This is a genomic window from Tamlana sp. I1 (assembly GCF_015355625.1).
Classification (GTDB): domain Bacteria; phylum Bacteroidota; class Bacteroidia; order Flavobacteriales; family Flavobacteriaceae; genus Pseudotamlana.
In genome coordinates this window covers 21,735-47,495 of record NZ_JACLAF010000005.1, presented here as the reverse complement: position 1 = coordinate 47,495, position 25,761 = coordinate 21,735, and the positions used below count along the sequence as shown (strand labels likewise).

At 34.2% G+C, this 25,761-nt stretch carries 22 protein-coding genes; 5 read left to right on the top strand and 17 right to left on the bottom strand.

What is annotated here, in order from left to right; translation table 11 throughout:
- Positions 1-69: 69 nt before the first annotated feature.
- The 7 genes from arfB to H6X70_RS05355 form a co-directional block, all read right to left on the bottom strand.
- A complete protein-coding gene (gene arfB / locus H6X70_RS05385) occupies positions 70-477 on the bottom strand; it encodes an alternative ribosome rescue aminoacyl-tRNA hydrolase ArfB (protein WP_194766645.1) in 408 nt (135 codons plus the stop codon).
- Entirely contained in the window at positions 477-2,036 is a 1,560-nt protein-coding gene (locus H6X70_RS05380; protein ID WP_317171454.1) for a DUF4301 family protein, read from the bottom strand. Before H6X70_RS05380 ends, arfB begins: the two co-directional genes overlap by 1 nt.
- A complete protein-coding gene (locus tag H6X70_RS05375) occupies positions 2,014-2,592 on the bottom strand; it encodes an AAA family ATPase (RefSeq protein WP_194766644.1) in 579 nt (192 codons plus the stop codon). Before H6X70_RS05375 ends, H6X70_RS05380 begins: the two co-directional genes overlap by 23 nt.
- Complete coding sequence (gene pnuC, locus H6X70_RS05370; protein ID WP_194766643.1) at positions 2,553-3,185, bottom strand: nicotinamide riboside transporter PnuC; 633 nt, start codon at positions 3,183-3,185, stop codon at positions 2,553-2,555. Before pnuC ends, H6X70_RS05375 begins: the two co-directional genes overlap by 40 nt.
- Positions 3,169-3,429: a thiamine-binding protein gene (locus H6X70_RS05365; RefSeq protein ID WP_194766642.1), complete on the bottom strand. Its 261-nt coding sequence runs from the start codon at positions 3,427-3,429 to the stop codon at positions 3,169-3,171. Before H6X70_RS05365 ends, pnuC begins: the two co-directional genes overlap by 17 nt.
- Before the next feature lie 106 nt (positions 3,430-3,535).
- Positions 3,536-4,285: a geranylgeranylglyceryl/heptaprenylglyceryl phosphate synthase gene (locus tag H6X70_RS05360; protein WP_194766831.1), complete on the bottom strand. Its 750-nt coding sequence runs from the start codon at positions 4,283-4,285 to the stop codon at positions 3,536-3,538.
- Positions 4,286-4,365: 80 nt separating this feature from the next.
- A complete protein-coding gene (locus tag H6X70_RS05355) occupies positions 4,366-4,995 on the bottom strand; it encodes a 4'-phosphopantetheinyl transferase family protein (RefSeq protein WP_194766641.1) in 630 nt (209 codons plus the stop codon).
- Positions 4,996-5,124: 129 nt separating this feature from the next.
- Between H6X70_RS05355 and ahcY the strand changes: the two genes are divergently transcribed.
- Complete coding sequence (gene ahcY, locus H6X70_RS05350; protein ID WP_194766640.1) at positions 5,125-6,441, top strand: adenosylhomocysteinase; 1,317 nt, start codon at positions 5,125-5,127, stop codon at positions 6,439-6,441.
- A 401-nt stretch (positions 6,442-6,842) separates the two neighbouring features.
- Here ahcY and H6X70_RS05345 read toward each other — a convergent pair whose 3' ends face one another.
- On the bottom strand, positions 6,843-7,115 hold the full coding sequence (locus H6X70_RS05345) for a hypothetical protein (RefSeq protein ID WP_194766639.1): 273 nt from the start codon (positions 7,113-7,115) through the stop codon (positions 6,843-6,845).
- A 96-nt stretch (positions 7,116-7,211) separates the two neighbouring features.
- Between H6X70_RS05345 and H6X70_RS05340 the strand changes: the two genes are divergently transcribed.
- The 3 genes from H6X70_RS05340 (at position 7,212) to H6X70_RS05330 (ending at position 15,092) form a co-directional block, all read left to right on the top strand.
- Positions 7,212-7,697: a DinB family protein gene (locus H6X70_RS05340; RefSeq protein WP_194766638.1), complete on the top strand. Its 486-nt coding sequence runs from the start codon at positions 7,212-7,214 to the stop codon at positions 7,695-7,697.
- Between the two features lie 232 nt (positions 7,698-7,929).
- Entirely contained in the window at positions 7,930-12,807 is a 4,878-nt protein-coding gene (locus H6X70_RS05335) for a translocation/assembly module TamB domain-containing protein (RefSeq protein ID WP_317171453.1), read from the top strand.
- A 59-nt stretch (positions 12,808-12,866) separates the two neighbouring features.
- Positions 12,867-15,092, top strand: a complete 2,226-nt coding sequence (locus H6X70_RS05330; RefSeq protein WP_228530278.1) for a BamA/TamA family outer membrane protein — start codon at positions 12,867-12,869, stop codon at positions 15,090-15,092.
- Positions 15,093-15,216: 124 nt separating this feature from the next.
- On the opposite strand, the gene H6X70_RS05325 is transcribed toward H6X70_RS05330, so the two are convergent.
- From H6X70_RS05325 to H6X70_RS05300, 6 genes are all read right to left on the bottom strand, one after another.
- Complete coding sequence (locus H6X70_RS05325; protein ID WP_194766636.1) at positions 15,217-16,224, bottom strand: phytase; 1,008 nt, start codon at positions 16,222-16,224, stop codon at positions 15,217-15,219.
- Positions 16,225-16,283: 59 nt separating this feature from the next.
- Positions 16,284-19,121 (bottom strand): TonB-dependent receptor, encoded by a 2,838-nt coding sequence (locus H6X70_RS05320; protein WP_194766635.1) that lies wholly within the window; start codon positions 19,119-19,121, stop codon positions 16,284-16,286.
- Between the two features lie 154 nt (positions 19,122-19,275).
- Complete coding sequence (locus tag H6X70_RS05315) at positions 19,276-20,844, bottom strand: tetratricopeptide repeat protein (protein ID WP_194766634.1); 1,569 nt, start codon at positions 20,842-20,844, stop codon at positions 19,276-19,278.
- A 162-nt stretch (positions 20,845-21,006) separates the two neighbouring features.
- Positions 21,007-21,267, bottom strand: coding sequence for a 50S ribosomal protein L27 (gene rpmA / locus H6X70_RS05310; RefSeq protein ID WP_194766633.1), 261 nt, complete (start codon positions 21,265-21,267; stop codon positions 21,007-21,009).
- Between the two features lie 25 nt (positions 21,268-21,292).
- On the bottom strand, positions 21,293-21,793 hold the full coding sequence (rplU, locus tag H6X70_RS05305) for a 50S ribosomal protein L21 (RefSeq protein ID WP_194766632.1): 501 nt from the start codon (positions 21,791-21,793) through the stop codon (positions 21,293-21,295).
- 84 nt (positions 21,794-21,877) lie between these two features.
- Positions 21,878-22,324 (bottom strand): DUF4199 domain-containing protein, encoded by a 447-nt coding sequence (locus H6X70_RS05300; protein ID WP_194766631.1) that lies wholly within the window; start codon positions 22,322-22,324, stop codon positions 21,878-21,880.
- Between the two features lie 307 nt (positions 22,325-22,631).
- Between H6X70_RS05300 and H6X70_RS05295 the strand changes: the two genes are divergently transcribed.
- Positions 22,632-23,129: a heavy-metal-associated domain-containing protein gene (locus H6X70_RS05295; RefSeq protein WP_194766630.1), complete on the top strand. Its 498-nt coding sequence runs from the start codon at positions 22,632-22,634 to the stop codon at positions 23,127-23,129.
- Positions 23,130-23,313: 184 nt separating this feature from the next.
- On the opposite strand, the gene gldD is transcribed toward H6X70_RS05295, so the two are convergent.
- Genes gldD through H6X70_RS05280 form a run of 3 tightly spaced genes read right to left on the bottom strand, consistent with a single transcriptional unit; the run spans position 23,314 to position 25,693 of the window.
- Positions 23,314-23,895 carry a gliding motility lipoprotein GldD gene (gene gldD, locus H6X70_RS05290; RefSeq protein ID WP_194766629.1) on the bottom strand — a complete coding sequence of 194 codons (582 nt, stop codon included), beginning with the start codon at positions 23,893-23,895 and terminating at the stop codon, positions 23,314-23,316.
- Positions 23,895-25,199 (bottom strand): gliding motility-associated protein GldE, encoded by a 1,305-nt coding sequence (locus tag H6X70_RS05285; protein WP_194766628.1) that lies wholly within the window; start codon positions 25,197-25,199, stop codon positions 23,895-23,897. Before H6X70_RS05285 ends, gldD begins: the two co-directional genes overlap by 1 nt.
- A gap of 50 nt (positions 25,200-25,249) precedes the next feature.
- Positions 25,250-25,693: a single-stranded DNA-binding protein gene (locus tag H6X70_RS05280; protein ID WP_194766627.1), complete on the bottom strand. Its 444-nt coding sequence runs from the start codon at positions 25,691-25,693 to the stop codon at positions 25,250-25,252.
- Positions 25,694-25,761 lie beyond the last annotated feature (68 nt).

The window sequence follows — 25,761 nt, the reverse complement described above, 5'->3', positions numbered from 1 at the left end:
CACCCCTTTTATGAGAACGCTGCAAAAGTACTAAGCAATTCCTAATTGCCAATCATTAATTTAGCTTTTTTAATCGACGTCTGGTTTTCGTCTATTTGCCTTTTTATCAGCCTGTTGCTTTTTACTTTTTAGACGTTTTCTAATAACCGATTTCGGGATTTTAGTAGGGATTCGGCGTTTTCTTACTTTTAAAGCGCCTTCAATAAGCGAAAACAAGCGCTCGATGACCAGGGTTTTATTTTTATGCTGACTTCTACTTTCATCGCATGTTAGAATTAGAACACCATCATTAGTCAGGCGGTTTTCAAGCTTCTCTAGAAGTCTTTCTTTTTTAGCTTCGGAAAACACTGAAGACTCTTTTAAATTAAAAGTCAATTCAATTTTAGAAGCTACTTTATTCACATGTTGTCCGCCGCTACCCGAGCTTCTAATAGCCTTAAAACTTAATTCTTTTATGACATTCTCCTTATCAAACATTAAGAAACTTGGTGCGCAGGTTTTAATAAATCGTTAACCATTTTTACAGGATTAAACGTCTCTAAAGGCACGGCAACAAAAATAGAATTCCAATAAGCCATGCTACCGTTCCATAAACCTGGAAGCTCCAAGGCTTTTATGTCAATGCCATTATGCGTTTTTATAGTGATAAAAGCAGCATCGTGATCGACAAATTCTTTTAGGTTAAACTTCTCGCCTTTATAATTTTTTACACCACAAACTAAATCGGTAGGATTAAAATGCGTGGCTTTATACACAATGCCTTGCTGTCCTGTTTTACTAAAATCTATTTGAGCAAACTCTACAATTTGTAAGGATACATCGCCGTCTTTCCCTTTTACCCAAAACGGGCCACCGCCAGGTTCGCCTTCGTTTTTAACCATGCCGCAAACACGAATTGGACGGTTAAATTTATCTTTTAAATAGGCTATTTTTTCGAGAGTTGAAAAGGTATCAAACTCAACATTCATGGGTACATTAAGTCGATAACGTAGAAATAATATCATTAAATTGAAATCTGCTTCAGTTAGATTTCCCGAGTCCAGTTTGCGTAAATAATCAAATACTTTTTCTTGAGCTTCTAATAAAACGCCAGCTAACAATTTTTTATAATTAGACACTTCAATATTCTTATCGGCAACAACAATATTATCGATGTTTTTAATAAAAATGATATCGTGATCTAAATCGTTTAAATTCTCTAATAAAGCGCCATGTCCTGCTGGTCGGAACAAAATGGAATCGTCTTCATTTCTAAAAACCTCATCCTTTGCAGTGAGTGCAATGGTTTCGGTTTCTTCCTTCTGATATGAAAATGTAACATTAAACTTAGTCCCTGTTTCGGCTTCTAAAAATGGCTTTACTTTACTTAATTCATCATTAAAAAGGCTGTGATGTTTTTCTGAAACTGTAAAATGAAGGTTGGAATTCCCGTTTGAAGACGCATATAAAGTAGACTCTAACAAATGCTCTTGAAAAGCCGTAACATTCTCATCTTCATATTGATGAAATGGCAGTAAACCTTTTGGTAAAAAGCTATAATTAAGGCCTTCTTCATCTAACATGATTTTTACAAAATGCACGTATTTTTCACCTTCAGATAAATCTTCAAAACCAGAAATGCTTGTTTTAGCTTTGGAAAGTACTTCCTTATAAAATGGAAACTTTTCAAAATTTAAAATAAAAGTTTCAATTAAGGTATTGTTTTGTCTATTAATAAAATCGTTAATATTTTCCTTTGAAGGATTATAGTTTTTTAAAAACAGAAACAAAAACTTAAACATGCGTGTAGCCGCTCCCGAAGCAGGCACAAATTTTAAAATAGACAAGTCTTTTTTATGCGTTTCGTAATACTGAATTAAAGCCTTGGTTTCTTCATCATCGTAAGCTTCAATACCTTTGCCAATGGTTGCCGCACCTACTAATTTAGAGTGTGTCATCCCATCTTTTAAGCGTGTTATTTGAGCTTTAATTTGCTCGATTGTAATACCCTTTTTATAGATCTGCTGAATATCTTTATCTACAAACATTGTTTTCATTTAATAGTTTATCAACGTGTTTTACGGCGGTTTCAAGGCGTTCTTGCTTGGTTCCTTTAAGTAAAACGTACGGTTTTTTATGTTTTATTAATTCATTCTGAAAGGCTTCAAACATCGTCTCGCGTTCATTAGGCTTATCCCTTAAATCGTCTGCCTCCCAAGGCGTATCAATGTAAGTTAAAAAATACAAACTATAGGTATTCTTTAAGGCATATTTTTTAAGCATGGGGTCGCAACTTCCTATGTAATACACTTCCGAATAGACTTTGGTTTCCAACAAATCGGTATCGCAAAATAGAACCGTATCTGTTTTTTTAGCCAATTCATTTTCTAATTTTATTTGCCCTTCGGCAATTGGTAAAATATCCTTTGGCTCGCAAGTTTTGCGCTCGTTATTCCATTTATTTTGAAGATACTCTCGCGCATACTCAGGCACCCAAACCGAATTATAATGGCGAGCTAATTGCTTAGATAAAGTTGTTTTTCCTGTAGATTCAGGACCAAACAACACCACTTTTACGCAATTTGAGGGTTCTTGTTTATACTTTTCTTCCATGCTTTATAGCCATAAATAGCTATGATTGTAAAAATTAAATACTGAAACGAGGTGAAAATTAATCCTTTATAAAAATACAAAGGCACCGAAATAATATCGCCAATTATCCAATACACCCAATTTTCAAGTTTCTTTTTTGCCATGAGCCACATGCCCACAAAAAATATGGCAGTAGTAAAGGTATCGACATAAGCAGTCCATCCATTAAATTTATCGTTCAACTTGTAAAAAATAACGATAAACACAATAGTTAACAAAAAGATGATTAGACTCCAAACCTGCTCTTTTTTTGTGGTAACCGAAACAGGAACTTCGTGATTATTGGCATCTTTTCGTGTCCAATAATACCAGCCATAAATACTCATTATAAAATAATAAGCGTTTATTAGCATGTCTCCTAAAAGACTATAAACAAACAAAATATACACGAAAATTGCGGTACTTATAATGCCTGTTGGGTAGACTAAAATATTTTCCTGTTTAGAAAACCACACGCTTAAAAAGCCAAAAAACACGCCTATAAGTTCTAAAACAACAAGGTGTGTTGGCACATCGTAGTATTGCGAAAAAAACCAATTAAAAATGGGGCTCATAATCGTGGCGATCGGATTTTACAATTTTCATAAAAAGTAATCCGCGTTCAATTAACTCAAAAGCTTCTTTAATTTCTACGGTAAGTACATGCATCACGTCGTCATAATCACCATAAACTTGCGTGCTTAACGGATTTTCAAGGACGGTTAATTTTGAAGCTCTTAACTTCTTTATAAAATGAATGATGGCTAGTTCAAATTCATCCTGTAATGGTGATAATGTTAATTCTACAGATATTTTCATAATTTCTATATAACAGAAAATAGACTAAAAAAAGCGAAACGCTTTGTTTCTAGGCTATCATCTTGATTCGTGATTTATTTTATTAACGCTTGATTTTTTTTACCTATTAAGCCAAATTCCCTAAAGCTAATGTTGCTTTTAGTTCCTCAAAAAACAGTTCGTTTTCTTCAAAAGCAGTTCCAATAACGGCGATATCGGCACCAGCTTCGTAAACAGCATCAAGTTGCTTTTTGCTGCGAATTCCACCTCCCACAATTAGCGGAATGTTTATAGCCTGTTTCACTTTTAAAATCATGTCTTGAGTTAAGGGTGCTTTTGCCCCACTGCCAGCTTCCAAATAAATCAATTTCATGCCAAGCAACTGTCCGGCACTTGCAGTATCTATAACTTCTTGAAGGTTTTCACGTGCTAGTGGTTTTTCGCCAGTAACTTTTTCGACTGCGGTTATTTTTCCACCTTCAATTAAAAGGTAACCTGTTGGAATGACTTCCAAATTCGAGTTTTTTAATTTTGAAACCGCTTGCACATGCTTTCCAATTAAATACTCTGGATTGCGTCCAGAAATTAAAGACAAAAACAATATTCCATCTGCTTTATTAGTGATTTGTGTCACATCGCCAGGAAATAAAACTACGGGTAAATGACTGTATTTTTTAATTTCAGTAACCAGAATTTCGGTTGCAAAATCATCAACCGTGCTGCCGCCAACAAAAATATGGGTTGCCACCGAAGCATTTACTTTTCCGAAAAATGCAGCCGTGTTTTCAACTAAAAATTTATCAGGATCGATTAAAACCGCTAATAGCTTTTTTTGTTCTAAAACCGATTTCAATATGTCTTGGTATATGTTATTCACCACAAATGTTTCTCTAAAGTCTTAACTACCTTTTAACTCCCTAACTATTCAACCTTTTAACTTTATAACTTTATAACAATTTAACTATTAACAGCATAAGCACAGGTAAAACCTTCAAACTCTAAAAAGTGAATATTATAAGGATGCTTCTTGTCTTTATAATCAATCCAAGCCTTGGTTTCTTCATCTTTAAGTTCAAAAGGAATTACTAAAAAGTAGTCTTTAAAACTCAATCCTGGCGTGGCAAATAATTTATACAAAGACTCTTTCACGCACCAAATGGTGGTAAGTTTTTTAATGTAATCGTCGGCTCTTTTATCAAGGTAGTTAAACTCATAATCTATAAATTTATGAGCAATAACCGTTATTTTATCGCGTTGCTTTTCAATATCAATACCAACAATACCATCGGAGATAATCACAGCCGAAAAAATAAAGGAATGGGTTATCGAAATCTGTTTACCGTCTTTTAAATGCGGTTTCCCATTTTCATCGTAATACAAATCGAAATCATCATACCCAAATTCGGCTAACAACTTACGTACACTAAGAAAACCGCGCTGGTGTAATTCGCTTTTCATTCCCAAAACACGCTTTAAAGTTTCTGGCTTCAGGCTCATATTTTGCATTAAATCATCGTAAGACTCTTCAATCTTCCAGATTTTAACAGTAGTTTGCGAATTTGGTGTTATGGTTTTATAAAGAGGCATTTAAAATCTAAAACTTATTGATTACCTTTGCAGCTCCTAAATATTTTAGTGCTTTTTCTTAGGCGAATTTAAGTATTTTAAGCACTATTCACAATGATGTTTGGGTTTTAAACAAAAAGAAAAATTGATATGAGTACAAAAACAATTCCATACGTAGCAAATAAGGTTAAAGATATCACGCTTGCCGATTGGGGTAGAAAAGAAATCGAATTAGCCGAAGCTGAAATGCCAGGACTAATGAGTTTACGCGAAGAATACGGCAACTCGCAACCTTTAAAAGGTGCAAGAATTGCTGGTTGTTTGCACATGACCATTCAAACGGCCGTGTTAATTGAAACTTTACAAGCTTTAGGAGCTGAAGTAACTTGGAGTTCTTGTAACATATTTTCTACACAAGATCAAGCTGCTGCTGCTATTGCTGCTGCTGGAACTGCGGTTTACGCTTGGAAAGATATGACCGAAGAAGAATTTGATTGGTGTATCGAGCAAACTTTGTTTTTTGGTGAAGACAGAAAACCACTTAACATGATTCTTGATGATGGTGGCGATTTAACTAACATGGTATTAGATAAATACCCAGAGTTAGCTGCTGGAATTAACGGTCTTTCTGAAGAAACAACAACTGGTGTTCACAGACTTTACGAGCGTGTAAAAAACGGAACTTTACCAATGCCAGCTATAAACGTAAACGATTCGGTAACAAAATCGAAATTCGATAACAAATACGGCTGTAAAGAATCTGCTGTAGATGCCATTCGTCGTGCTACAGATATCATGCTTGCCGGAAAACGTGTAACCGTTTGTGGTTATGGCGATGTTGGTAAAGGTACAGCTGCCTCTTTTAAAGGTGCTGGAAGTATTGTAACAGTAACTGAAATCGACCCAATTTGTGCGCTTCAAGCAGCAATGGATGGTTTTGAAGTTAAAAAACTAGAAACTGTTATTGGAAATACTGATATTGTTATCACTACTACAGGAAATAAAGACATCGTTCAAGCGCGTCATTTCGAAGCTTTAAAAGACAAAGCGATCGTTTGTAACATTGGACATTTCGATAATGAAATTGACATGGCTTGGTTAAACCAAAACCACGGACATACCAAAAACACCATTAAACCTCAAGTTGACAAATACACAATCGACGGAAAAGATGTTATCATTCTTGCCGAAGGGCGTTTAGTAAACTTAGGTTGTGCTACAGGTCACCCAAGTTTTGTAATGAGTAACTCATTCACCAACCAAACGTTAGCACAAATCGAACTTTGGACAAACGCCGATGCTTACGAAAACAAGGTTTACATGTTACCTAAAGCTTTAGACGAAAAAGTGGCGAAATTACACTTAGCTAAAATTGGTGTAGAATTAACCGAATTACGCGAAGAGCAAGCGAGCTATATTGGCGTAACTGTTGATGGTCCTTACAAACCAGAACACTACAGATACTAATATTGCATTTCCGCGTAGACGGAAATCTCAAGAATAGAAATAGGTTTATAAAACAAAATCCCAAGCAGCCATGTTTGGGATTTTTTTTATCATTTCAATTCCGAATCAAGAAAAACAATATCAATAAGTTGGGCGTTACCCCGAAAAGGGGTCGGGCTTTCACTACTCGCTCCCTCCTAAGGTCGGGGAGCTCAAACAGGCCGTTCAAACCCTAACGCAAATGTAGAACTCTATTCATCTACCTAATTCAATTAAAATATCTCCAAAAAAGTAATCTTTATAATAGCAAAAATCAGCTATTCAGAAGGATCTTCGAGCGAAGTCGAGAAGTGAGATTTTAATAAGATTTTTTTGTTCTCGACTCCGCTCGAACACCTTGATATTCTAACTCTTAACACTTGTTATTCATCTACCAAGTCCTCTTCAAAATACCACCATAAACTGGAATCTATAGACGATTTCATTTTATCAATATCCACATGGTCTTTTAAATAAATGGTAATGTTTTCAACTTCCCTATTTTGCCCATGACTTTCTCTAATTTCAGTCAATTCAATATCACTAAAATGATCTAAGTGCTTTTTAATTCTAGGCACTAAAGTTTCATCACTTAAAAATATTTTAATAGTAGGGTGCGATGGCGAGTTTCGTATTTCAGATCTAAATGGAAGCATAATGTTTAATTTTAAATGAAACAAAATTTGTCAATTGCAACTGCAATAGCTTAAAGTTAAGGATTAAATGAATACCTTTTAAACTAAATTCTAAACATGACTAATAAACGGTTAAAATCACTTCATCAACTACTTTCAAAATTAGAAGACCTTGTTGATCAAAAAGACTTGATAAATCCTAAAATATCCAAGGCAACCATTGGTTGGCAAATCGATCATTCCTTAAAAGTCATTCATGCGGTTTGCAGCGCTTTAATAAAATCGAATCCCGAAGATTATCATTGGAATTTCAACACCACAAGACTCGTTATATTTGCAATAGGCCGCTTTCCAAAAGGTAAAGTAAAAGCGCCAAAAAGTGTAGTTTCACAATCCCCAGATATTTCAAAAGCAAACTTGATTGAACAATTAAATCAGGCAAAAACAGGACTAGAACTTATTGAAAAAGCAGATAAACATGCCTTTTTTAAGCATCATATTTTCGGAAAATTAACCAGAAATCAAACCATTCATTTTTTAGAACTACACACAAAACATCATTTTAAAATTATAAACGCTATTTTATTAAGCTACAAGCCTTAAAATAATGTTAAAAAATATTACTTTTAATCTTTAAAACCAAAATGCCCTCACCCTGAAAGAAAAAGAAGAAACAACAAATAGCGTCCCAAGTCCATCTAAGAAAAGGAAATACCGAGGATTAAGACGCCTTGGCCGGGTTTTTATTGGATTTATTCTTCTATTTGTAACCATCGTTTTACTAATAAGAACGCCTTGGGTACAAAACTTCGTAAAAAATAAGTTGGTTAATTATGTGTCCAACAAAACAGAAACTAAAATTAGTATAGAATCGCTGTTTCTAACTTTTGATGGCGATATAAAAATAACTGGCGTTTATTTAGAAGACAAACAACAAGACACCCTTATTTATTCAAAATCATTAGAAGCCAATCTGGCACTTTTACCTTTAATTACAGGAAAAAGCTTTGGCGTTGATGGTTTAGACTGGGAAGGTGTTCGTGCACATATTTGGCGAAAAGATTCCATTCAAGGATATAATTTTGGTTTTTTAGCTGATGCTTTTGCTTCCGATGAACCTGCTGAAACATCGGTTGACACCACTTCGAGCAGCATCAATTTAATTTTAAGAAATCTCGATTTAAAAGATTTTGAAATCACTTATGTCGATGACGTAACCGGCATTGATACAGCAGCAAAATTTGACGAACTTCTGTTAGATTTAAAAAACATCGACCTTGAAAATATGGCTTTCGATGCAACAGATGCAAGCATCACAAAGGCCAGAATAAACGTGATTCAAAATCCTTCAAAAAGCGCCGATACTACAAGCAGTACACTTCCGGCCTTATCGGTAAAATCATTCATTTTAAAAGAAGTGGAATTTCATTTTAAATCGAATACACAACATTTAGATTTAAACACCAATATTGCCGATTTTAATGCCGAAGAATCCATTATAAACATAGCCACAAACACCTACACCTTCGAAGAATTCACACTTAATAATTCGCTAATTGCTATAGCTCGAAATCAAGTTATAAGCGCTCCAAGCAACCCTTCAGAAAAATTTGAATGGCCAGATTTTACCTTTAATTTTAATGAAGCTCATTTAGAGAATAATACGATTAACTATTTTGTAAACGGCAATACCGTTAAAAAAGGAAGTTTCAATCCTAACGCTTTAGCTTTTGAAAATTTAAGCCTCAGTGGAAATAGCATTTACATGAATAAAAGCGGTGTGGGTTTAAATGTTGAAGAAGCACAATTTCAAGAAGGCTCGGGGCTTAATTTGAAACATTTAATGCTTCAATTAAAAATTACAGATAAAAATTTAACCCTTGAAAACTTAGATGCAGCATTAAATCATGATAAAATTGCTGGGCATTTAGAGATGACATATCCCGAATTGGATGCCCTAATGTCGGCTCCAGAGAAATCTAAAATGGACTTAATGTTATCTAATTTCAGTTTAGATTTAAACGATTTGTTTTTGTTTCAACCCGATTTAAAAACCAATGAATACCTGCTTGCTTTAAGCAAAAGAAAGCTTACAGGAAACGGAAAAGCTACGGGTTATGTTTCTAATATTAACATCCCTAATTTGAGTGTCTATTGGGGCGATTCAACCAAAATTTCAGCTCATGGCACCATTAAAAATGCGACCAAGCCAGACTCGATAAAATATGATATTCCGGAATACACTTTCATCACTCAAAAATCGGATATCGCACGTTTTGTAACGCTTCAAGATTCAACAGTTACCCTTCCAAATAACATTAATTTATCAGGACGCCTTCAAGGTAGCCTTAATGCTATTTCAACAAACAGTACATTAACAACTAATCAAGGGATTGCAACCGTTGACGGGAATTTTAAAAACCTTAACGACATCCAATTTAAAACTCAAATTAAGGTTGAAGAATACGAATTAAACAAGCTTTTAAATATTGAAAAGCTAGGAAAATTAACCGCTACAGTTGATGCCGAAGGCGGCGGAAAAACCATCAACGATTTAGATGCTAAAATTAAAGCTGTGGTTAATAATTTTAGCTATAATGAGTACCCAATTGAAAATCTGGAAATAGATGGCGACATTAAAAAAGGACAAGGTGAAATTACATCCGTTTATAAAGACCAAAATATTGATATCGACTTAGATGCTTTTGTTATTCTAGATTCTATAGCTCCAGAATTAGATATGGACCTTCATTTAGCTGGAGCCAATCTCCAAGCGCTTGGGTTAACAGAACAAAGTATTAAAACAGGTTTTACGCTAAGCGGAAATTTTAAAGGGGACTCTAAAAATTACGACGCCGGCGCCACGTTAAGCGATGGTGTAGTAGTTTACGAAAGTAAAACCTATTTATTAGGCGATCTAAAAGCCAATGCACATGTTAGAGAAGACACTACATCAGTACAAGTTGAAAACAAAATACTAAATCTGGATTTACAATCTAATGCCACACCTCTCGTATTTAGCAAAGCCTTAAAACACCACGTATTAAGTTACTTTTACAGAAAAGACAGAAGCGCGACTTTCGATACGCTTCAAAACCCTGTAGAACTAAAATTACATGCTCAACTCTCGAAATCGCCCGTTATAAATAACGTGTTTTTAGTAAACTTAAAAGAGATTGATACCGTAAAAATAGATGTCGAATTTAAAGAACTTGATAGACAGTTAGTGGCCATTGTCGACGCGCCTCATATAAACTACAGCAACAATACTATTGACAGTTTATCGCTATTAATTAACACCTATAAAGATGAATTTCTTTTTAATTTAGGATTTAATGAAATTAACGCAGGGCCACTGTTACTTCCCAAAACCTTTATCACTGGCGTACAAAAAAATAATGAATTGCAACTGGATTTTAATGCCACCTATAAGGACACCGAAATTTCAGATGTTAGGGCTGTTGTTACAGGCGTTGAAAACAATATAAAATTTCATGTTTTTCCTGAAGGTTTAAAACTAAATAAAGAAAATTGGAATATTCCTGAAGACAACGCCATCCTTTTTACAAAGGATAAAATTTCATTTAACAACTTTAAAATTACCAAAGACGAACAATCGGTCGAACTCACAGCCAAATTACCCAAAGTCCATACAGACCATATCGCTGTTGAATATAAAAACTTCAAAATAAATGAAATTTTAGATTATTTCAATCCAGAAACCCCCTTGGCTGAAGGAATTTTAAACGGTGATTTTATAGTGCAAGACCCTCTTAATAAGCCCGGAATTATTGCCGATTTAGATGTTTCTCAATTTAAAGTAAAAGGCATCGATATGGGGACCTTAAATCTTCATGGCAAATCACTTGGTTCGAATAATTACGCCGTTCAAAGCGATTTAGGAGGTGGCGATGTAACGCTAAATCTTAAAGGAAAATACAAAAGTGAAAATGACTTAGCTCTTTTGGATATTGATATTAATATTGAAAAATTTAACATGCATGCCCTAGAAGGCTTTACTGGTGGAGAAGTTAAGGACACAGAAGGTGACTTTAGTGGTGTTTTTAAAATTAAAGGAACCACTTCAAAACCCAATTATAATGGCAACCTTAACTTTAATAACGCCAAATTTAATGTCTCAAAATTAAACAACGCCTTTACCTTAAGTAACGAATCTATAAAAGTAGATAACAAAGGAGTGTATTTTACAAATTTCACCATACGCGATGAAAAAAGTAACACCTTTGATGTCTCGGGTAAAATAGGCACCGAATCTTATATTAACCCAACTTTCGATTTAAATTTAAAAGCAGAAAATTTCCAAGTTTTAAACGCGACTAAAGATGACAACGAATTGATTTATGGCAAACTTGTTTTTGATGCAGAAGCACATGTTTCAGGTGATTTAGAAATTCCTAAAATTGACATGAAACTTAATGTCGATTCGGAAACCGATGTCACCTATGTTTTACCTTCAGCATCAGTTGATATAGAAAAACGAGACGGTATTGTCATTTTTGTGAATCGCGAACATCCAGATGATATTTTAACTCAAGAGGAGGAACAAACTTCTACATTTACAGGATTAGACGTTAATACCTTCTTACAGATTGGCGATAATGCCACTTTAACCGTGGTTTTAAATGATAAAACCAACGATAATTTTAATGTTTTCGGTAAAGGTGAATTTAATTTCACAATGAAACCAAATGGACAAATGAACCTTGCTGGGGTTTATAACGTTTCTGGAGGGCACTACGAAATGAGCCTATACCACTTGGTTAACAGACGTTTTGAATTGGCTCCAGAAAGCCGAGTAACGTGGTCTGGAAATCCTTTTGATGCCGAAATGGACATTAAAGCAATTTACAATTTGGAAACCTCAGCTACTGGATTAATGGCATCTTCATCTTCGGGTGCTAATATTTCTGATAAAAGTAAATTTCAACAAGTCGTTCCTTTCTACGTGTATTTGAATATAGACGGCGAACTCTCCGCCCCAAAAATATCCTTTAGTTTAGATATGCCAGAAAGCGATCGTGGAATTGCCAACGGACAAGTTTATGGGCGTGTACAACAAATTAATCAAGAACCAGATGCCTTAAATAAACAAGTGTTCTCGCTTTTAGTTTTAAACCGCTTTTATCCAGATTCTAATAGCGATGGTAGTGCAGGTGGCTTTAATACTATTGCCAGAGACAACTTAAATAGCGCCCTGTCAGACCAACTTAATGTCTTTTCAGATAAACTATTAAATAGCTCTGGATTCAACCTTGATTTTAAACTGAATAGTTTCACAGATTACCAAGGTGACAGCCCAATGGACCGAACAGAATTAAATGTTGCTGCACAGCAAAAACTATTTAGCGACCGCTTAATTGTAAAAGTTGGTAGCGAGGTTTCTGTAGAAGGAAAATCAGATAGCAGCCACGAAGCAGCCCCTTTAATTGGAAATGTAAGTTTAGAATATCTATTAACCAAAGATGGACGCTATACATTAAAAGGTTTTAGAAAAAACGAATATGAAAATGTTATAGATGGCCAAACCATTACTACAGGAATTTCACTCTTGTTTACACGAGAGTTTAATAAATTTAGAGAGTTATGGGATGCTATGTTTAGAGAAACACAAGAAGAACATCAAGAAAAAACAGAAGATACTGAAGCAAAGGAGAAAGATTCAAAAGATGATACTATTAAAACTGAAGACTAACAAAAAATTGAATCAACTTAAATATGTCGTTTAAAAATATATTAGTCTTATTACTTTTAATGGCAATATTACTTGCGTGTAATGTTGCAAAACACTTTCCGGAGGGTGAAAGGCTGTACACTGGTGCCACCCTTGAAATTGAAACTGACTCTTTAATAAAAGAAAAAAAACTAATTAAAGAGAATCTGGAATCTGTAATTGCTCCCAAACCTAACACCAAAATATTAGGTGCATATTTCGGACTTTATTATTACTATCAAAGTCAAAAAATACACCCGAGTTTTATTTATACATGGCTTAATAAAAAGTTTGGTGAAGAACCTGTTTACCAAAGTGATGTAAAGCCATACGACGTTGAAAATTTATTTCTAAATAGACTTGACAATAGAGGTTATTTTTACAGTTCTGCCTCATCGGAATTCATTGAAAAAGATGATGAAGTTTCCGTAGCGTATAAAGTAAAAGTTGACAGCCCCTACCGCATGGAAACTTTCACTTTAGATAGCTTACCTAATCCTATTTCTAAAAAAATAGAAGAAAGCGTTAAAAATACTGTTTTAAAAAAAGACATTCGTTTTGATTTGCCACTAATGCAAATAGAGCGTAAACGCATTGATGTGTATTTAAAGAAAAAAGGGTATTATAACTTTAATGAACGTTATATTTTATTTGAAGCCGATACCAATAAATATAAAAACAAACGATTCGATTTATATTTAAAACTTAAGGAAGAAACCCCTAAACAAGCTATTGTTCCTTATAAAATATCTAAAGTAAATGTTTACCCGCATTACAATATAAAAACAGATACAACTCAAGCCGAAATATACGAGGATAAAAACTATTACCAAGATGAATTGTTTTTCAAGCTAAAATATCTTGACCCCTTTATAACCTTATCCAAAGGACAATATTACAACGCTGAAACCTCTAAAAATACAGCCAGACGCTTATCTCAAATAGGAACCTATAAATTTGTAAACATACAGTACAAAGAAATAGATTCTGCGCTTACGGACAGTATCGGGGAACTTGAAGCAAACATTTACTTATCGCCGCTTAATAAAAGAGCCATACAAACTGAATTCCAGGCGGTAACCAAATCGAATAACTTTACAGGTCCAGCGGTTGCTGTTTCTTTTCTTAATCGAAATTTATTTAAAGGTGGGGAAGTTTTAAAACTAAGCACCAAATTTTCTTATGAATCGCAGTTTACAAGGGGCAGCGATGAGCCCAAATTAAGCAGTACACAATTTTCTATTAGTGGCGAAGTTGCTTTTCCGCGCATTATTTTCCCTATAAAAGTAGGCTCTCATTTTTTTAAATACGACATTCCGAAAACAAGAACCTCTTTAAGTTTAGATTATTTAAACCGAAAAGGCTACTACGATTTATTATCTTATACAGCACTTTTTGGCTACACTTGGAATGCAAATAAATTTATAACCTACGACATTAACCCCATATCTTTAAGCTATACAAAACCATCTAATATCTCTGATGATTTTCAGCTTATTCTAGATAACAACCCTTATCTGGCCGACAGTTTTGAACAAGAATTTATAAGCGGCCTCACCTTTGGCTATACCTATAATGGTTTATTAGAAACTCGTAAAACAAATCAAATTTATGTGAACACAAAATTCGAGGTAGCAGGAAATTTGCTTAGTTTGTTTAACAAAAAAAATGAAGATGGTACGCCCAACAAAGTGCTAGGTTTAGAATATGCTCAGTTTGCTAAATTAGATTTAGACGTCTATTTTCATCACAAATTTAATGAAGAGCATGTTATAGCCTCACGACTCTTTGGTGGTTACGGCATCCCCTATGGCAACTCGGTTTTATTACCCAACATAAAACAATACTTTTCTGGCGGCCCGTATAGTGTACGTGCTTTTAGAATTAGATCGCTAGGCCCTGGAACTTATAACGGAACTAGCAACGACGGCTCCTACCATGATCAAACAGGAAATATTCGATTAGAAGCTAACGTAGAATACCGCTTCCCTATTTATTCTTTCTTTAAAGGCGCTGCCTTTGTAGATGCTGGAAACATTTGGAATTCTGAAGATAATCCTTCACTACCAGGCGGAACTTTCTCAAAATCCTTTATTCAAGAATTAGGTATGGGAGTTGGTGTTGGCGTACGTGTAGATGTTCAAGGTTTTGTTATTCGCTTTGATTTGGCAACGCCATTTCACGACCCTTCTTTACCAAAAGGAGAACGTTATACCTTTGAAACACAGGAATCGGTTTTAAACTTTGCCATTGGTTATCCCTTTTAACAGCCTTTTATCATAAAAAAAGCCGAATAAAACGAAAGGTTATTCCGTTACTATTCGGCTAAACTCAACCACATTGGTGTGAAATCATGTGGTACAAAAACTAAACGTGTTTACTCTGAGTTCTTTATTCTAATAATTTCAATTTGGCTAAATCATGAAAATAGAAATTCTTTTCATCATTCATAGAAACAAATAATCCGTTTGGAAATTTATCACCTAAAGCTACGGTAGTGACATCGCAACCATCGGTTTCTTTGGTTCCTAAATTAAGTTCTTTAATAAAGGCGTTGGTTTCTAAATCGAAAATATTAAACGTATGGGCTTGCTGATTTGACACAATAAGGAATCCTTTATTTTCATACTGGGCAATAGCAATACCTTCAATATCTTTCTTAAAGGTTACGCCACCAAAACATGAAACCTCTTCATTACCTTTTTCTGGATCGGCATGATATTTTCGAATGCAATGCATTTCATCAGAATAATAAATGAAACCATTTTTATTATCAACAGCAATAGCTTCTATTTCCTTTTTTCCGCTAAACTTACCAAATGCTCTTACCAATTTTGCTTGCACACCTAAACTATCGCTAGACAATTCATATTGATGTAAATACCCATCGGCAGGACCATTTTTTCGTCCAACTATAGCATATATTTTTTGAGTTTTAGCCGATTTATAAAGTGCCACACCCATTGGCAAATTTGCCTCAGGCTCTTTAGCATCAGTAAAAACAGAATACCCTCCATTATCTAAAGGTTTCATATCTGGCACTGAATACAAACGTAATTTTTGACGTTCACGTTCTGTAAAAGCAATTATAGCCGTTTGGGTAGAATCGTTAAGTTTAAACCCATATTCTAAATCGACATTATTAGGGCGTTTCAATCCTCTAATTGTTTTGTCTTCTATAATTTTTCCATCTAAATCAAAGGCATAAATAGCCCCATCGGTATCTTTATCGGTTCCAAAAACAATGCTTTTTGCTGCGTCGTTCGGGTTTACCCAAATGGCTGGATCGTCAGAATCGTGCAACGTATGTTCTGTAATAACATCTGGAGCAATTTCTGGTAATTTTTTATCGCATGCATATGCTGTAGCTAGTAATCCTATAAAAAGTAATTTCTTCATTATTTTATTTTTAAATAGCTAACCTTATCTCTTAAAATAAGGTTAGGCTTATTTATATATTATTTTTTTCTTTTAAATAAATCGTATTTAATACCAAAAGTGAAACGTCTTCCATAAAACTCGGCTTGCATAGTTCTATCTTTTTGCCCTTGGAAATAACGCAAAGGTTGGTTAGTTATGTTATTTAAATCGGCATAAACACTTAAGTTTTTATTGATGTTAAAACCAACGTTGAAGTCTAAGAAAAACTGCTGATCGTAGTATCTATCTTCAAAAGCATTTCCTCCAATTTCATCGATATAAGCATCAGAGAAGTTTGCCGATAATCTGGCGCTAAACTTTTTGTCGCTATACCCTAAAGAACCATTAACTAAATTTGGTGACGTGTTTGGTAAATCCAAATCTGAACGCTCATCCCCATCTTCATTTTTAATCCCTTCAGCATCTGATGACACATGAGTATAATTTGCATAAACACTAAAGTTTTTAGCAAAACCAGGCAAGAAGTCTAACTGACGTTGGATAGAGAATTCCACTCCAAAAACAGAAGCTTTATCGCCGTTTAAAGGTTGGTACACATCATAACCTGTAGTTCCATTTCCGAAGTTATCATCTTCAGTTTCATATTGTGAAGTATATATGAAATCATGAATGTCTTTATAGAACACCCCTGCAGAGATGATACCCACACTTTTAAAATAGTGTTCGGCCATGATATCGAAGTTCATAGAAGTTGTTGGATTTAAGTCTGGATTTCCAATGAAAATTTCAGAATCGCCATGAACAATATCTACCGTAGGAACAATATCCACATAATTAGGTCTCGCTAAAGTGTTCGTCCAGGCAAAACGCAATACAGTAGACTCTGAAGCATCATATTTAAAATGCACACCAGGAAGCACATTGGTGTATGAATTTTTTCTAGTTACTTCGCTAATAAACGTATCTTCATCTTCAATTTCGTTACCTGTTGCCGTTAAGTTGGTGTTTTCAACTCTTACCCCTAAAATAACGCTTAATTTTTCAGTTAACTTTTGATGTGCCATAATGTAGGCAGCATAAACATCTTCTCTTACATCAAAATTCTCACGTAAATATTCATCTGGAACAGGGTCTCCTCCATTTAAATTTAAGCTCCCTAACCATTCATTTGAAGCAAAATAACCTGCTTTATACTTACTACCCGCTAAATAATCTGGATCTGTTAAATTTTGTGTAGGCACATCGGCAAGTGTTGGGTACAGTGCTTCTAAATCATTCTCAAAAAAGCTGTTATCTCTGCTTTTATTTTTAAAACGACCACGACCTCCAAATTTAATGGTTCCGTCACCTTGACCGAATAAATCTACGGGCAATTCAAAATTTAAAAAGGTATTGAAGTCTTGCTCTTCGGTGTATTGATTTTCTTCGGTGATTTCATCATATTCGAAATTAGATAAATCATCGGCATCGGCAGGGTTTGCTGCTGTGAAAATCGGATATCTTGAATCAGAATCATCATTATTAATAATATACTCCGACTGAAATACCGCATAACGCTCGTTTAAACGCTCTTCTGAAGCCTTAGCATACGACGCCATCCAATCCACTTTTAACTTACCAACTAAGTGATCACCACCTAAACTGTAGTTTTGCATACGTTGGTCCTCTAAACGTGTGTTTTTGTTACGGTTATTATCAATACCACCCTTAGTTTCTCTTTTTACTTCAACTGGAAAACGTGTAGGCACATTGTTAACAATATCAAAATCACCTATTTCGATATCTTCACCATCTAAAATACCATGTTCTAGAACATAACGGTTTTCACGGTCGTCTCTCCAGTTATAAATGGTTTTTAAATACATGCTGTTATTAGCATCAAAATCGTAATCAAAGTTTGCTGAGAAACTTCTACGAATACGTTGTACGATGTAGTCTCGTTGCTCAAAAACGTTAGTGTAAGGATCTACATCAACTGCTTCAACATCAGTTCCGTTGAAATATTCAAATTCATTCGACCATTCTGCTTCCACATCATCAGAACCAAAATCGTTATCGTTGATAGAGGCAGAAAGCATCCATCCGAATTTATCATTTTTACTACGATCACCTAATAAAAATGACCCGTTTAAAATTCTTTTCCCAGAAATAAAGTTAACACCAGAACCAGCAGTTGCAGATAATCTGAAACCTTCTGGTGATGTTCTTGTAACTAAGTTTACAGAACCACCTAAAGCATCGGCATCCATATCTGGAGTAACTGCTTTACTCACCTCGATAAGTTGAATCATGTCGGCAGGAATTAAATCCATTTGTACATTACGGTTATCACCTTCTGCCGATGGAATACGACTTCCATTTAAAGTTACCGAGTTTAATTGTGGTGCTAAACCACGTACAATAATGTTTCTAGCTTCTCCTTGATCGACCTGCATGGTAATACCAGGAATACGCTTTACGGCATCGCCAATATTAGAGTCTGGGAATTTACCAATTTGGTCTGTAGACACAATATTAGTAATGTTTGCTTTATTTTTTTGAGCGCTTAAAGCTTTGGCTTGCCCGCTGTTGTAGCCTGTAATTAGAACATCATCTAAAGTAACCGATGTAGGTCTAATTACAATTATAGTTTCAACTGTTTTTCCGGCTACAACATTAACCATAGTTTCTCCTGTTGTATACCCAATGTAAGTTACTTTTACAGCTTGTTTACCTTCTGGCACATCTAAAATGGTAAATTTTCCGTCGGCATCAGATAAACTTCCTTTGTTTAAATCTTCAATAATTATGTTACTAAAAGGAACAGACAAACCATTTTCGTCGATCACTTTTCCTTGAATATTTCCATTTTGAGCAAAACCCCAAAATGAAAAGCATATTATAGTTAATAATAATGCGTACTGTTTTTTCATCATTTTATTATTTATTGTTTGAGACAAAACTAATTTTCAAGGGTGGTTTATTTTTAAAATGTGTATTAACAAAAGGTAACTTAGCCCCTAAAAATGGCGTTATTGAATAGCAACATTAACACGTCGATAACATTGGCGTGACAATAAATAAACACCACTATAAATTGAGTAAATAGGCTTGCAAATCGGCCTTTGCATCAAGCGGTAATTTTTTTCGAAGTCTATAACGAGCAATACGAACACTATCGGGTGTAATATGAAGTATGGAAGCAATTTCTTTTGAAGACAAATTAAGGCGTAATAACATACAAAGTCTTAATTCTGATGCCGACAACTCGGTGTTAACTTGCGCTTTTAAATTTTCGAAATAATCGGGATGAATTTTACCAAAAAAGCCCATAAGTTCGGTCCATTCATCTCCTCTAGCAAGATCAAAATCTATTTCTTTAGCCAAATCTTCAATTTTGGCCTTTACAAATTCTCCGTTTCTACTTTTTAAATGGCTAAGGGTTTTAGAAACACTGGCGAGCATTTTGTTTTTATGAGCAATATTTAAACTGTAATTTGTAAGTGCTGAAATTTTTGTATCAATTTCTCTTTTTAAGGAAGCTTCTTCAGCAATTTTAATCTCTAAATCGGCTTGAAGAATTTGCTGTTCGTATTTTAAGATTTTTTGCTCTTGTCTTTTTCGTTTTTTTAGATACACTAACCAAACAACAAAAACTAAAAACATAGCAAAGCTTGCTATTAAAATGGCAATCTGGCGTGTTTTATTTATTTGATTTTGCTTATTAAGCAAGCTCAGTTCGGCTTCCCTTTCTTTAACATGGTACAAAACTTGCATGGCACTAACCAAATCGGCATTTCTTCGTTTAAAAGCTTCATCATTTAAAACATTTTGTTTAAATAAATACCCATAAGCCTCTTGGTAGTCCTTCATTTCGGCATAGGTTCTGGCCATATCTTTAAGCGCACTTTCCTCCTGCTCGATATTTTGGGTACGCCTTGCTCGTTTTAACGCGTCTTGTGTGTAGTCCAAAGATTTTTTGTAAAGCCCTTGTTTACGATTAACATCACCTAAATTATTTAAAATATTAATTTTTAAGTCTGAAGATTCTTTAGACTCATAATCATATGCCTTTTTGAAGTAAGTATAGGCTTTATCATAGTCTTCTAAATCTTCATAAATACTACCAATATTTTCATTGGTAATGGCAAGACCAGTACTATCATTAAGCGTTTTAAAAATATCTAAGCTTAAATATTGATAAGACAAAGCTTTATCGTAGTCGCCAAGTTTTTCGGAAACACCACCTAATAAGGTATTGGCTGTAGCTAAACCTTTTTTAAAATTTATTTTTTCTGAAGCCATAACACTTTCATTTAGGTACCCCTTGGCTTCATCAAAATCCTTTAATTTATGATGAATAGCTGCCATGTTATTATTAGCATAAATAAAAAAAGTGTCTTTTTTAACGTGAAGCTCCTGGGCAGTTTTATAGTTTTTTAAGGCTTCACTATCTAACCCTAAGTTTTTATAAAAATCGGCGAGATGCAAATAGCCATCAGCCATTTTAACAGAATCGTTTTTATGCGCTGCTTTAGCAAGTTCTTCTTTAATCTTATTGATTGTGTTTTTATGAGAAGTTGAAGTCTGTTTTTGGGGATAAACAAATTTCACAACAGCAAGGCAGACAATTAAAAGTAGGTATTTATTAAATTTCACAATGCTTTTTTAAATTACAAAAAGCTGTAAAATAAAGCGCCAAACATTAATAAAACATCATTTTAATAACATGTTTAGATTAAAAAAACGTGAAGTATGTAAACGAGAAAAGCCCTTTCTGAAAACAGAAAGGGCTTTAATTAGTACTTTAAGAACTGTTTCTTAAACCTCGAAAGGTTCGATAGAAACGTAAGATTTGTTATCTTTTTTCTTAGTAAACTTTACAACACCATCAACATAGGCATGTAAAGTATGATCTTTTCCTTGGTACACATTTTCACCTGGGTGATGTGTGTTACCACGTTGTCTTATGATAATGTTCCCAGCTAATGCAGCTTGACCACCAAAAATCTTAACGCCTAAACGTTTCGATTCTGATTCTCTACCATTCTTCGAACTTCCGACTCCTTTTTTATGTGCCATTTTATTTCGATTTTAGATTTTAAAATTAACTTAAAGCAGCGATTAATTCAGCTTTCTTCATTGAAGAAATTCCTTCAACACCTTTTTCTTTTGCTAAAGTTTTCAACTCAGAAACAGTTAATTTACTCAAATCTTGAGATTCATCAACTTTTGGTGCTTCAGCCTTAGGCTCTGCTTTTTTCTCTGCTTTTGCTGGGGCAGCTTTCTTAGCTCCAGAAGCAGTAATACTTTCAATTACAATTTCAGTTAAAGATTGACGGTGACCGTTTTTAACACGGTATCCTTTACGTCTTTTCTTTTTGAAAACTATAACTTTATCACCTTTAAGGTGTTTTAAGACTTTTGCTCCTACTTGAGCTCCGTCTATAGCCGGGGCGCCTACAGTTACATTGTCACCATCACCAACTAAAAGAACATTATCGAAAGAAACTTCCTTACCTTCTTCAGTTTGTAAACGGTTAACAAAAACTCTTTGGTCTTTTTCAACTTTAAATTGATGCCCTGCTATCTCTACAATTGCGTACATAGCGTAACGTTTTTATTTATTAATTTTGTTCAAAAATGAGTGCAAATATACTGCTAAATAATTAAACTACAAATGTTTTATATATTATTGCGGAATATTTCCTGTTTTTTTAAACAATTGCATTACGGTAAGCGAAGAAACTACCGTTGTTGCTATACCCATTACGGCTACCACAAAAGTAACCATACCTATATCGGCATTAAAACCACCATGCATATTTAGAAGCATATTGTGCAAGAATGCGGGATCAATTTCGGTGGTATAAAACAGAAAGAAAACAGTAAATATTAAAGTAGCTATAAACCCTGTAACCAATCCTATTTTAAAGCCTTGACCATAGGAAAACCCATCGGGATCTTCTAGTTTACTTAATCGAACAGCTTCATAAATTCCCAGCCCTGTAATAATAGCATTGGCAAAACTAAATGCCGGATTGGTATGCTTTTCAACTAGAGCTAACACTAAAAAATAAGCCACTAAAACGGCACTAATAACGAGGCCAAAACGAATGGAAACGGATGTCTTTTTCATGTTTACTTGGAATTAATTCACTTAAATTTCGTGAAAATTTATGAATAAAAATAATTTCAAGTCAAAAAACAAAATTACAAACGCTTAATTATCAATAAATAAGGCAACCTTTAATTATTCTTAAAACCCATAGACAATACGTTTTAATACAGGAATGCACTTTAAAATATTTCGATAATCATTTAAAATAATCTAAATGTAATTCACCTCATTTATTGGCTTGTATATAAAAGACAAAATCATGTTTTTTAACACAATAAACCACTTTATTTAGTAGTTTTGCTACACGAAACTCATACCTATTATTATGAAAACTATAAAACATATTTTAGTCCTTACATTAATCGTTTCATTTGCGTTTAGCTGTAAAAATAAAACACCAGAAGTTAAAACTGTTGAAGTAGAAACTGCTACAGAAACAGCAACTCAACTTGACCCTAATGCCACTTATGCTAAAGCTGAATTTACTATTGAAGGCATGACTTGTGCTATGGGTTGTGCGGCTCAAATCCAGAAGAAAATATCTAGAATGGACGGTGTAAAATCGGCCAAAGTAGATTTTGATAAAAAATTAGCCATGGTTGAATATGATGAAGCAAAAGTTACACCAACTTCTTTAGAAGAAACCGTTGTAAAAGTATCGAACACCTATTCTGTTCACGATATGAAAACTGTTGAAGATTTTCCAACTTCGACGAAAACAACTTGCGAACCAGGATGTAAAAAAGACTGCTGTAAAGGTGGTGAAAAAATGACTTGCAAACCAGGCTGTAAAGAAGCTTGTTGCGCTAAGAAAGAAGCTTAAAATTTAAAATAAGATTCTTTAATTTAAGAGGCTGCCTGAAAAGCATACGAGATGTCCTAACAGCCTCTCGAAATATTTTTATCTGATTGCTAATCAAAACCGGTTTCGACAAGCTCAACCTGATACATCAAAGTAATTAGCTTTTCAGACAGCCTTTTTCGTATCAATTATTTAGTAATTGATATTATTTCCAAGTTACAGTTTCCATAATGTGCTTGATATCCTTTTCAATATACTGTGCTGCAGGAAGAATAGAATCGTAATTTGGTTTGGCGTAGAAATACAAAGAGCCTGTTAAAAAATGCTGTACACTATCGGTTACATAAAACTGCGCCGGAGAAGCAACATTACCTTTAACTTCCGCGAAAGCGCCATACACTTTTCGCTGTTTATTTAAGTAAGCTGTAACAGGAATTTCATCAGCCTTAATAGTATGTTTTTGAGTGAAATTTTGGGCGTCTCTTAAAAAATCATTCAGATTTTTTTCGCTGTTATCAATAGATTTATAAGTTAAAAACAGCGTCCCTCTTAAACTTGGATACTCTAAATTAACCCCATAACTTTTTGTTGGTGCTTTAACTTCGTTAACACTAACTTTTGTGGCAAGCTTGTTAATTTCGAAAGTGAAAGGTAAATCGAAATTAATTTCTTTATAATTGGGTTCTGGATATTCTAACCTTAAAAAAGCATTGGGTTTCGGCACCACATCTTCTTTACAAGAAAAACATAAGGCAAGCACTACTAAAACGTAAACAAATTTCGTCATTAGGTTATGGTGAATTTTACAAGCTTGATGCGTTTTTTATCTAAAGCTTCAATAGTAAAAACGTAATTTTCAAAATTTATTTTACTGTTCAACTTAGGGAAGCTTTTAGAAATTTCTAAAACAAAACCTGCAACGGTTTCAGCTTCGCCTTTTTTAGATTCGAAAACCGTATCGTCTTCAAGCTTTATAATTTTATAAAAATCTTTTAAAGCTGTTTTGCCTTCAAACACATAATTATGTTCGTCTAATTTCGAGTAGGTTAAATCTTCATCATCAAACTCATCGCTAATATCACCTACAATTTCTTCAATAATATCTTCTAAAGAAATCAATCCAGAAGTACCGCCATACTCATCAACTACAACCGCTAAATGCACTTTTTTATCTTGAAACTCGGTCATTAAATCATCCAACTTTTTATTCTCTGGAACAAAAAACGGTTCGCGTAATAAACTGGTCCAATCAAATTGCTTTCTATCAATATAAGGCAACAAATCTTTTACGTATAAAATCCCTTCAATGGTATCGATACTATCGCGATAAACCGGAATTCTAGAATAACCATTAGCAATAATTACAGGCATAATATCGGCGTATTTTTGGTCGATATTTAATGCAAAAATATCGATTCGCGGACGCATAACCTGTTTGGTATCAGTGTTTCCAAAAGACACAATGCCTTTTAATATTTTATGCTCTTCTTTGGTGGTGTCTTCTTCGCTAGTAAGCTCTAAAGCCTGGGATAATTGATCGACATTAAAATTAGATTTCTGTTTCCCCAAACGGTTATGAATTCCTAAAGTAACACTACGCATAGGCAAACTTATGGGCGACAGTAAAAAATCTAAAACCTTTAAAGGATAAGCCATAAAAATGGCAAATTTTAAATTGTTTCTGCTGGCGTAAATTTTTGGTAATATTTCACCAAATAATAAAATTAAAAAAGTAACAACTACAACTTCAATTACAAATTTAATCTTTGGGTTTGACAGGTTTCCAAACATAAAGTCGCCTAAAAAAGCGAACAAAATAACTACGGCAATATTTATAAAATTATTGGTTACCAATATGGTAGCCAATAGTTTTTTAGGGCGCTCTAGAAGTCTAGAAATAATTTGTATGCGTCTGGATTTGTTCTCTAAACCTGCTTCAACATCACTTCTATTTAATGAAAATAAAGCCACTTCGGCTCCAGAAATTAGCGCCGAACATAAAAGCAGCACAAATAATAAGACAAAGCTAAAAACCACAGGTAGGTCTATAGCAAATATTAACGAGACTAAACTGGCAGGGTCAGGATCCAATGGCTATTGGTTTGGTTAAACTTAAATCTTGAAACATCGTGAATTTCATATTAAAAAGGAAGATCATCTTCGGCTTCTTGGCTCGAAATGTTTTCTGGTTTTGTTGGCGTTTCAGTTTTTTGCGACGCTGGCGTATTGGTGTTCGAACTACTATCTTTTTTAGTGGTTAAAAAAGTGAAATCGTTGCAATGAATTTCGGTAGAATAACGCTCTAAGCCTTTATCGTCCATCCATTTTCTGGTTTTTAAACGCCCTTCAATATAAACTTTATCGCCTTTGCTTAAATACTTTTCGCAAATTTCGGCAGCTTTATTTCTAACTACAATATTATGCCATTCGGTGTTGGTTACACGCTCGTTGGTTTGCTTGTTGGTATACGTTTCGTTTGTTGCCAAAGGAAAACGACCAATACAATTACCACCTTCAAAATAGTGCATTTTAATCTCATCACCTAAATGCCCAATAAGCATTACTTTATTTAAAGTTCCCGACATAATTCCTTAAAAAATTAGAAAGCAAAATTAGTTTAAATGCTTCACATGATTTTAAAATTAATAAAAAA

What these genes read in the sequence shown, in the direction of transcription:
- H6X70_RS05375 (WP_194766644.1), bottom strand. Translation starts at nt 2,592, where the DNA reads ATGGAAGAAAAGTATAAACAAGAACCCTCAAATTGCGTAAAAGTGGTG.
- H6X70_RS05295 (WP_194766630.1), top strand. Translation starts at nt 22,632, where the DNA reads ATGAAAACTATAAAACATATTTTAGTCCTTACATTAATCGTTTCATTT.
- arfB (WP_194766645.1), bottom strand. Translation starts at nt 477, where the DNA reads ATGTTTGATAAGGAGAATGTCATAAAAGAATTAAGTTTTAAGGCTATT.
- H6X70_RS05380 (WP_317171454.1), bottom strand. Translation starts at nt 2,036, where the DNA reads ATGAAAACAATGTTTGTAGATAAAGATATTCAGCAGATCTATAAAAAG.
- H6X70_RS05325 (WP_194766636.1), bottom strand. Translation starts at nt 16,224, where the DNA reads ATGAAGAAATTACTTTTTATAGGATTACTAGCTACAGCATATGCATGC.
- ahcY (WP_194766640.1), top strand. Translation starts at nt 5,125, where the DNA reads ATGAGTACAAAAACAATTCCATACGTAGCAAATAAGGTTAAAGATATC.
- H6X70_RS05280 (WP_194766627.1), bottom strand. Translation starts at nt 25,693, where the DNA reads ATGTCGGGAACTTTAAATAAAGTAATGCTTATTGGGCATTTAGGTGAT.
- gldD (WP_194766629.1), bottom strand. Translation starts at nt 23,895, where the DNA reads ATGACGAAATTTGTTTACGTTTTAGTAGTGCTTGCCTTATGTTTTTCT.
- H6X70_RS05365 (WP_194766642.1), bottom strand. Translation starts at nt 3,429, where the DNA reads ATGAAAATATCTGTAGAATTAACATTATCACCATTACAGGATGAATTT.
- H6X70_RS05300 (WP_194766631.1), bottom strand. Translation starts at nt 22,324, where the DNA reads ATGAAAAAGACATCCGTTTCCATTCGTTTTGGCCTCGTTATTAGTGCC.
- H6X70_RS05355 (WP_194766641.1), bottom strand. Translation starts at nt 4,995, where the DNA reads ATGCCTCTTTATAAAACCATAACACCAAATTCGCAAACTACTGTTAAA.
- rplU (WP_194766632.1), bottom strand. Translation starts at nt 21,793, where the DNA reads ATGTACGCAATTGTAGAGATAGCAGGGCATCAATTTAAAGTTGAAAAA.
- H6X70_RS05320 (WP_194766635.1), bottom strand. Translation starts at nt 19,121, where the DNA reads ATGATGAAAAAACAGTACGCATTATTATTAACTATAATATGCTTTTCA.
- rpmA (WP_194766633.1), bottom strand. Translation starts at nt 21,267, where the DNA reads ATGGCACATAAAAAAGGAGTCGGAAGTTCGAAGAATGGTAGAGAATCA.
- H6X70_RS05345 (WP_194766639.1), bottom strand. Translation starts at nt 7,115, where the DNA reads ATGCTTCCATTTAGATCTGAAATACGAAACTCGCCATCGCACCCTACT.
- H6X70_RS05330 (WP_228530278.1), top strand. Translation starts at nt 12,867, where the DNA reads ATGGCAATATTACTTGCGTGTAATGTTGCAAAACACTTTCCGGAGGGT.
- pnuC (WP_194766643.1), bottom strand. Translation starts at nt 3,185, where the DNA reads ATGAGCCCCATTTTTAATTGGTTTTTTTCGCAATACTACGATGTGCCA.
- H6X70_RS05340 (WP_194766638.1), top strand. Translation starts at nt 7,212, where the DNA reads ATGACTAATAAACGGTTAAAATCACTTCATCAACTACTTTCAAAATTA.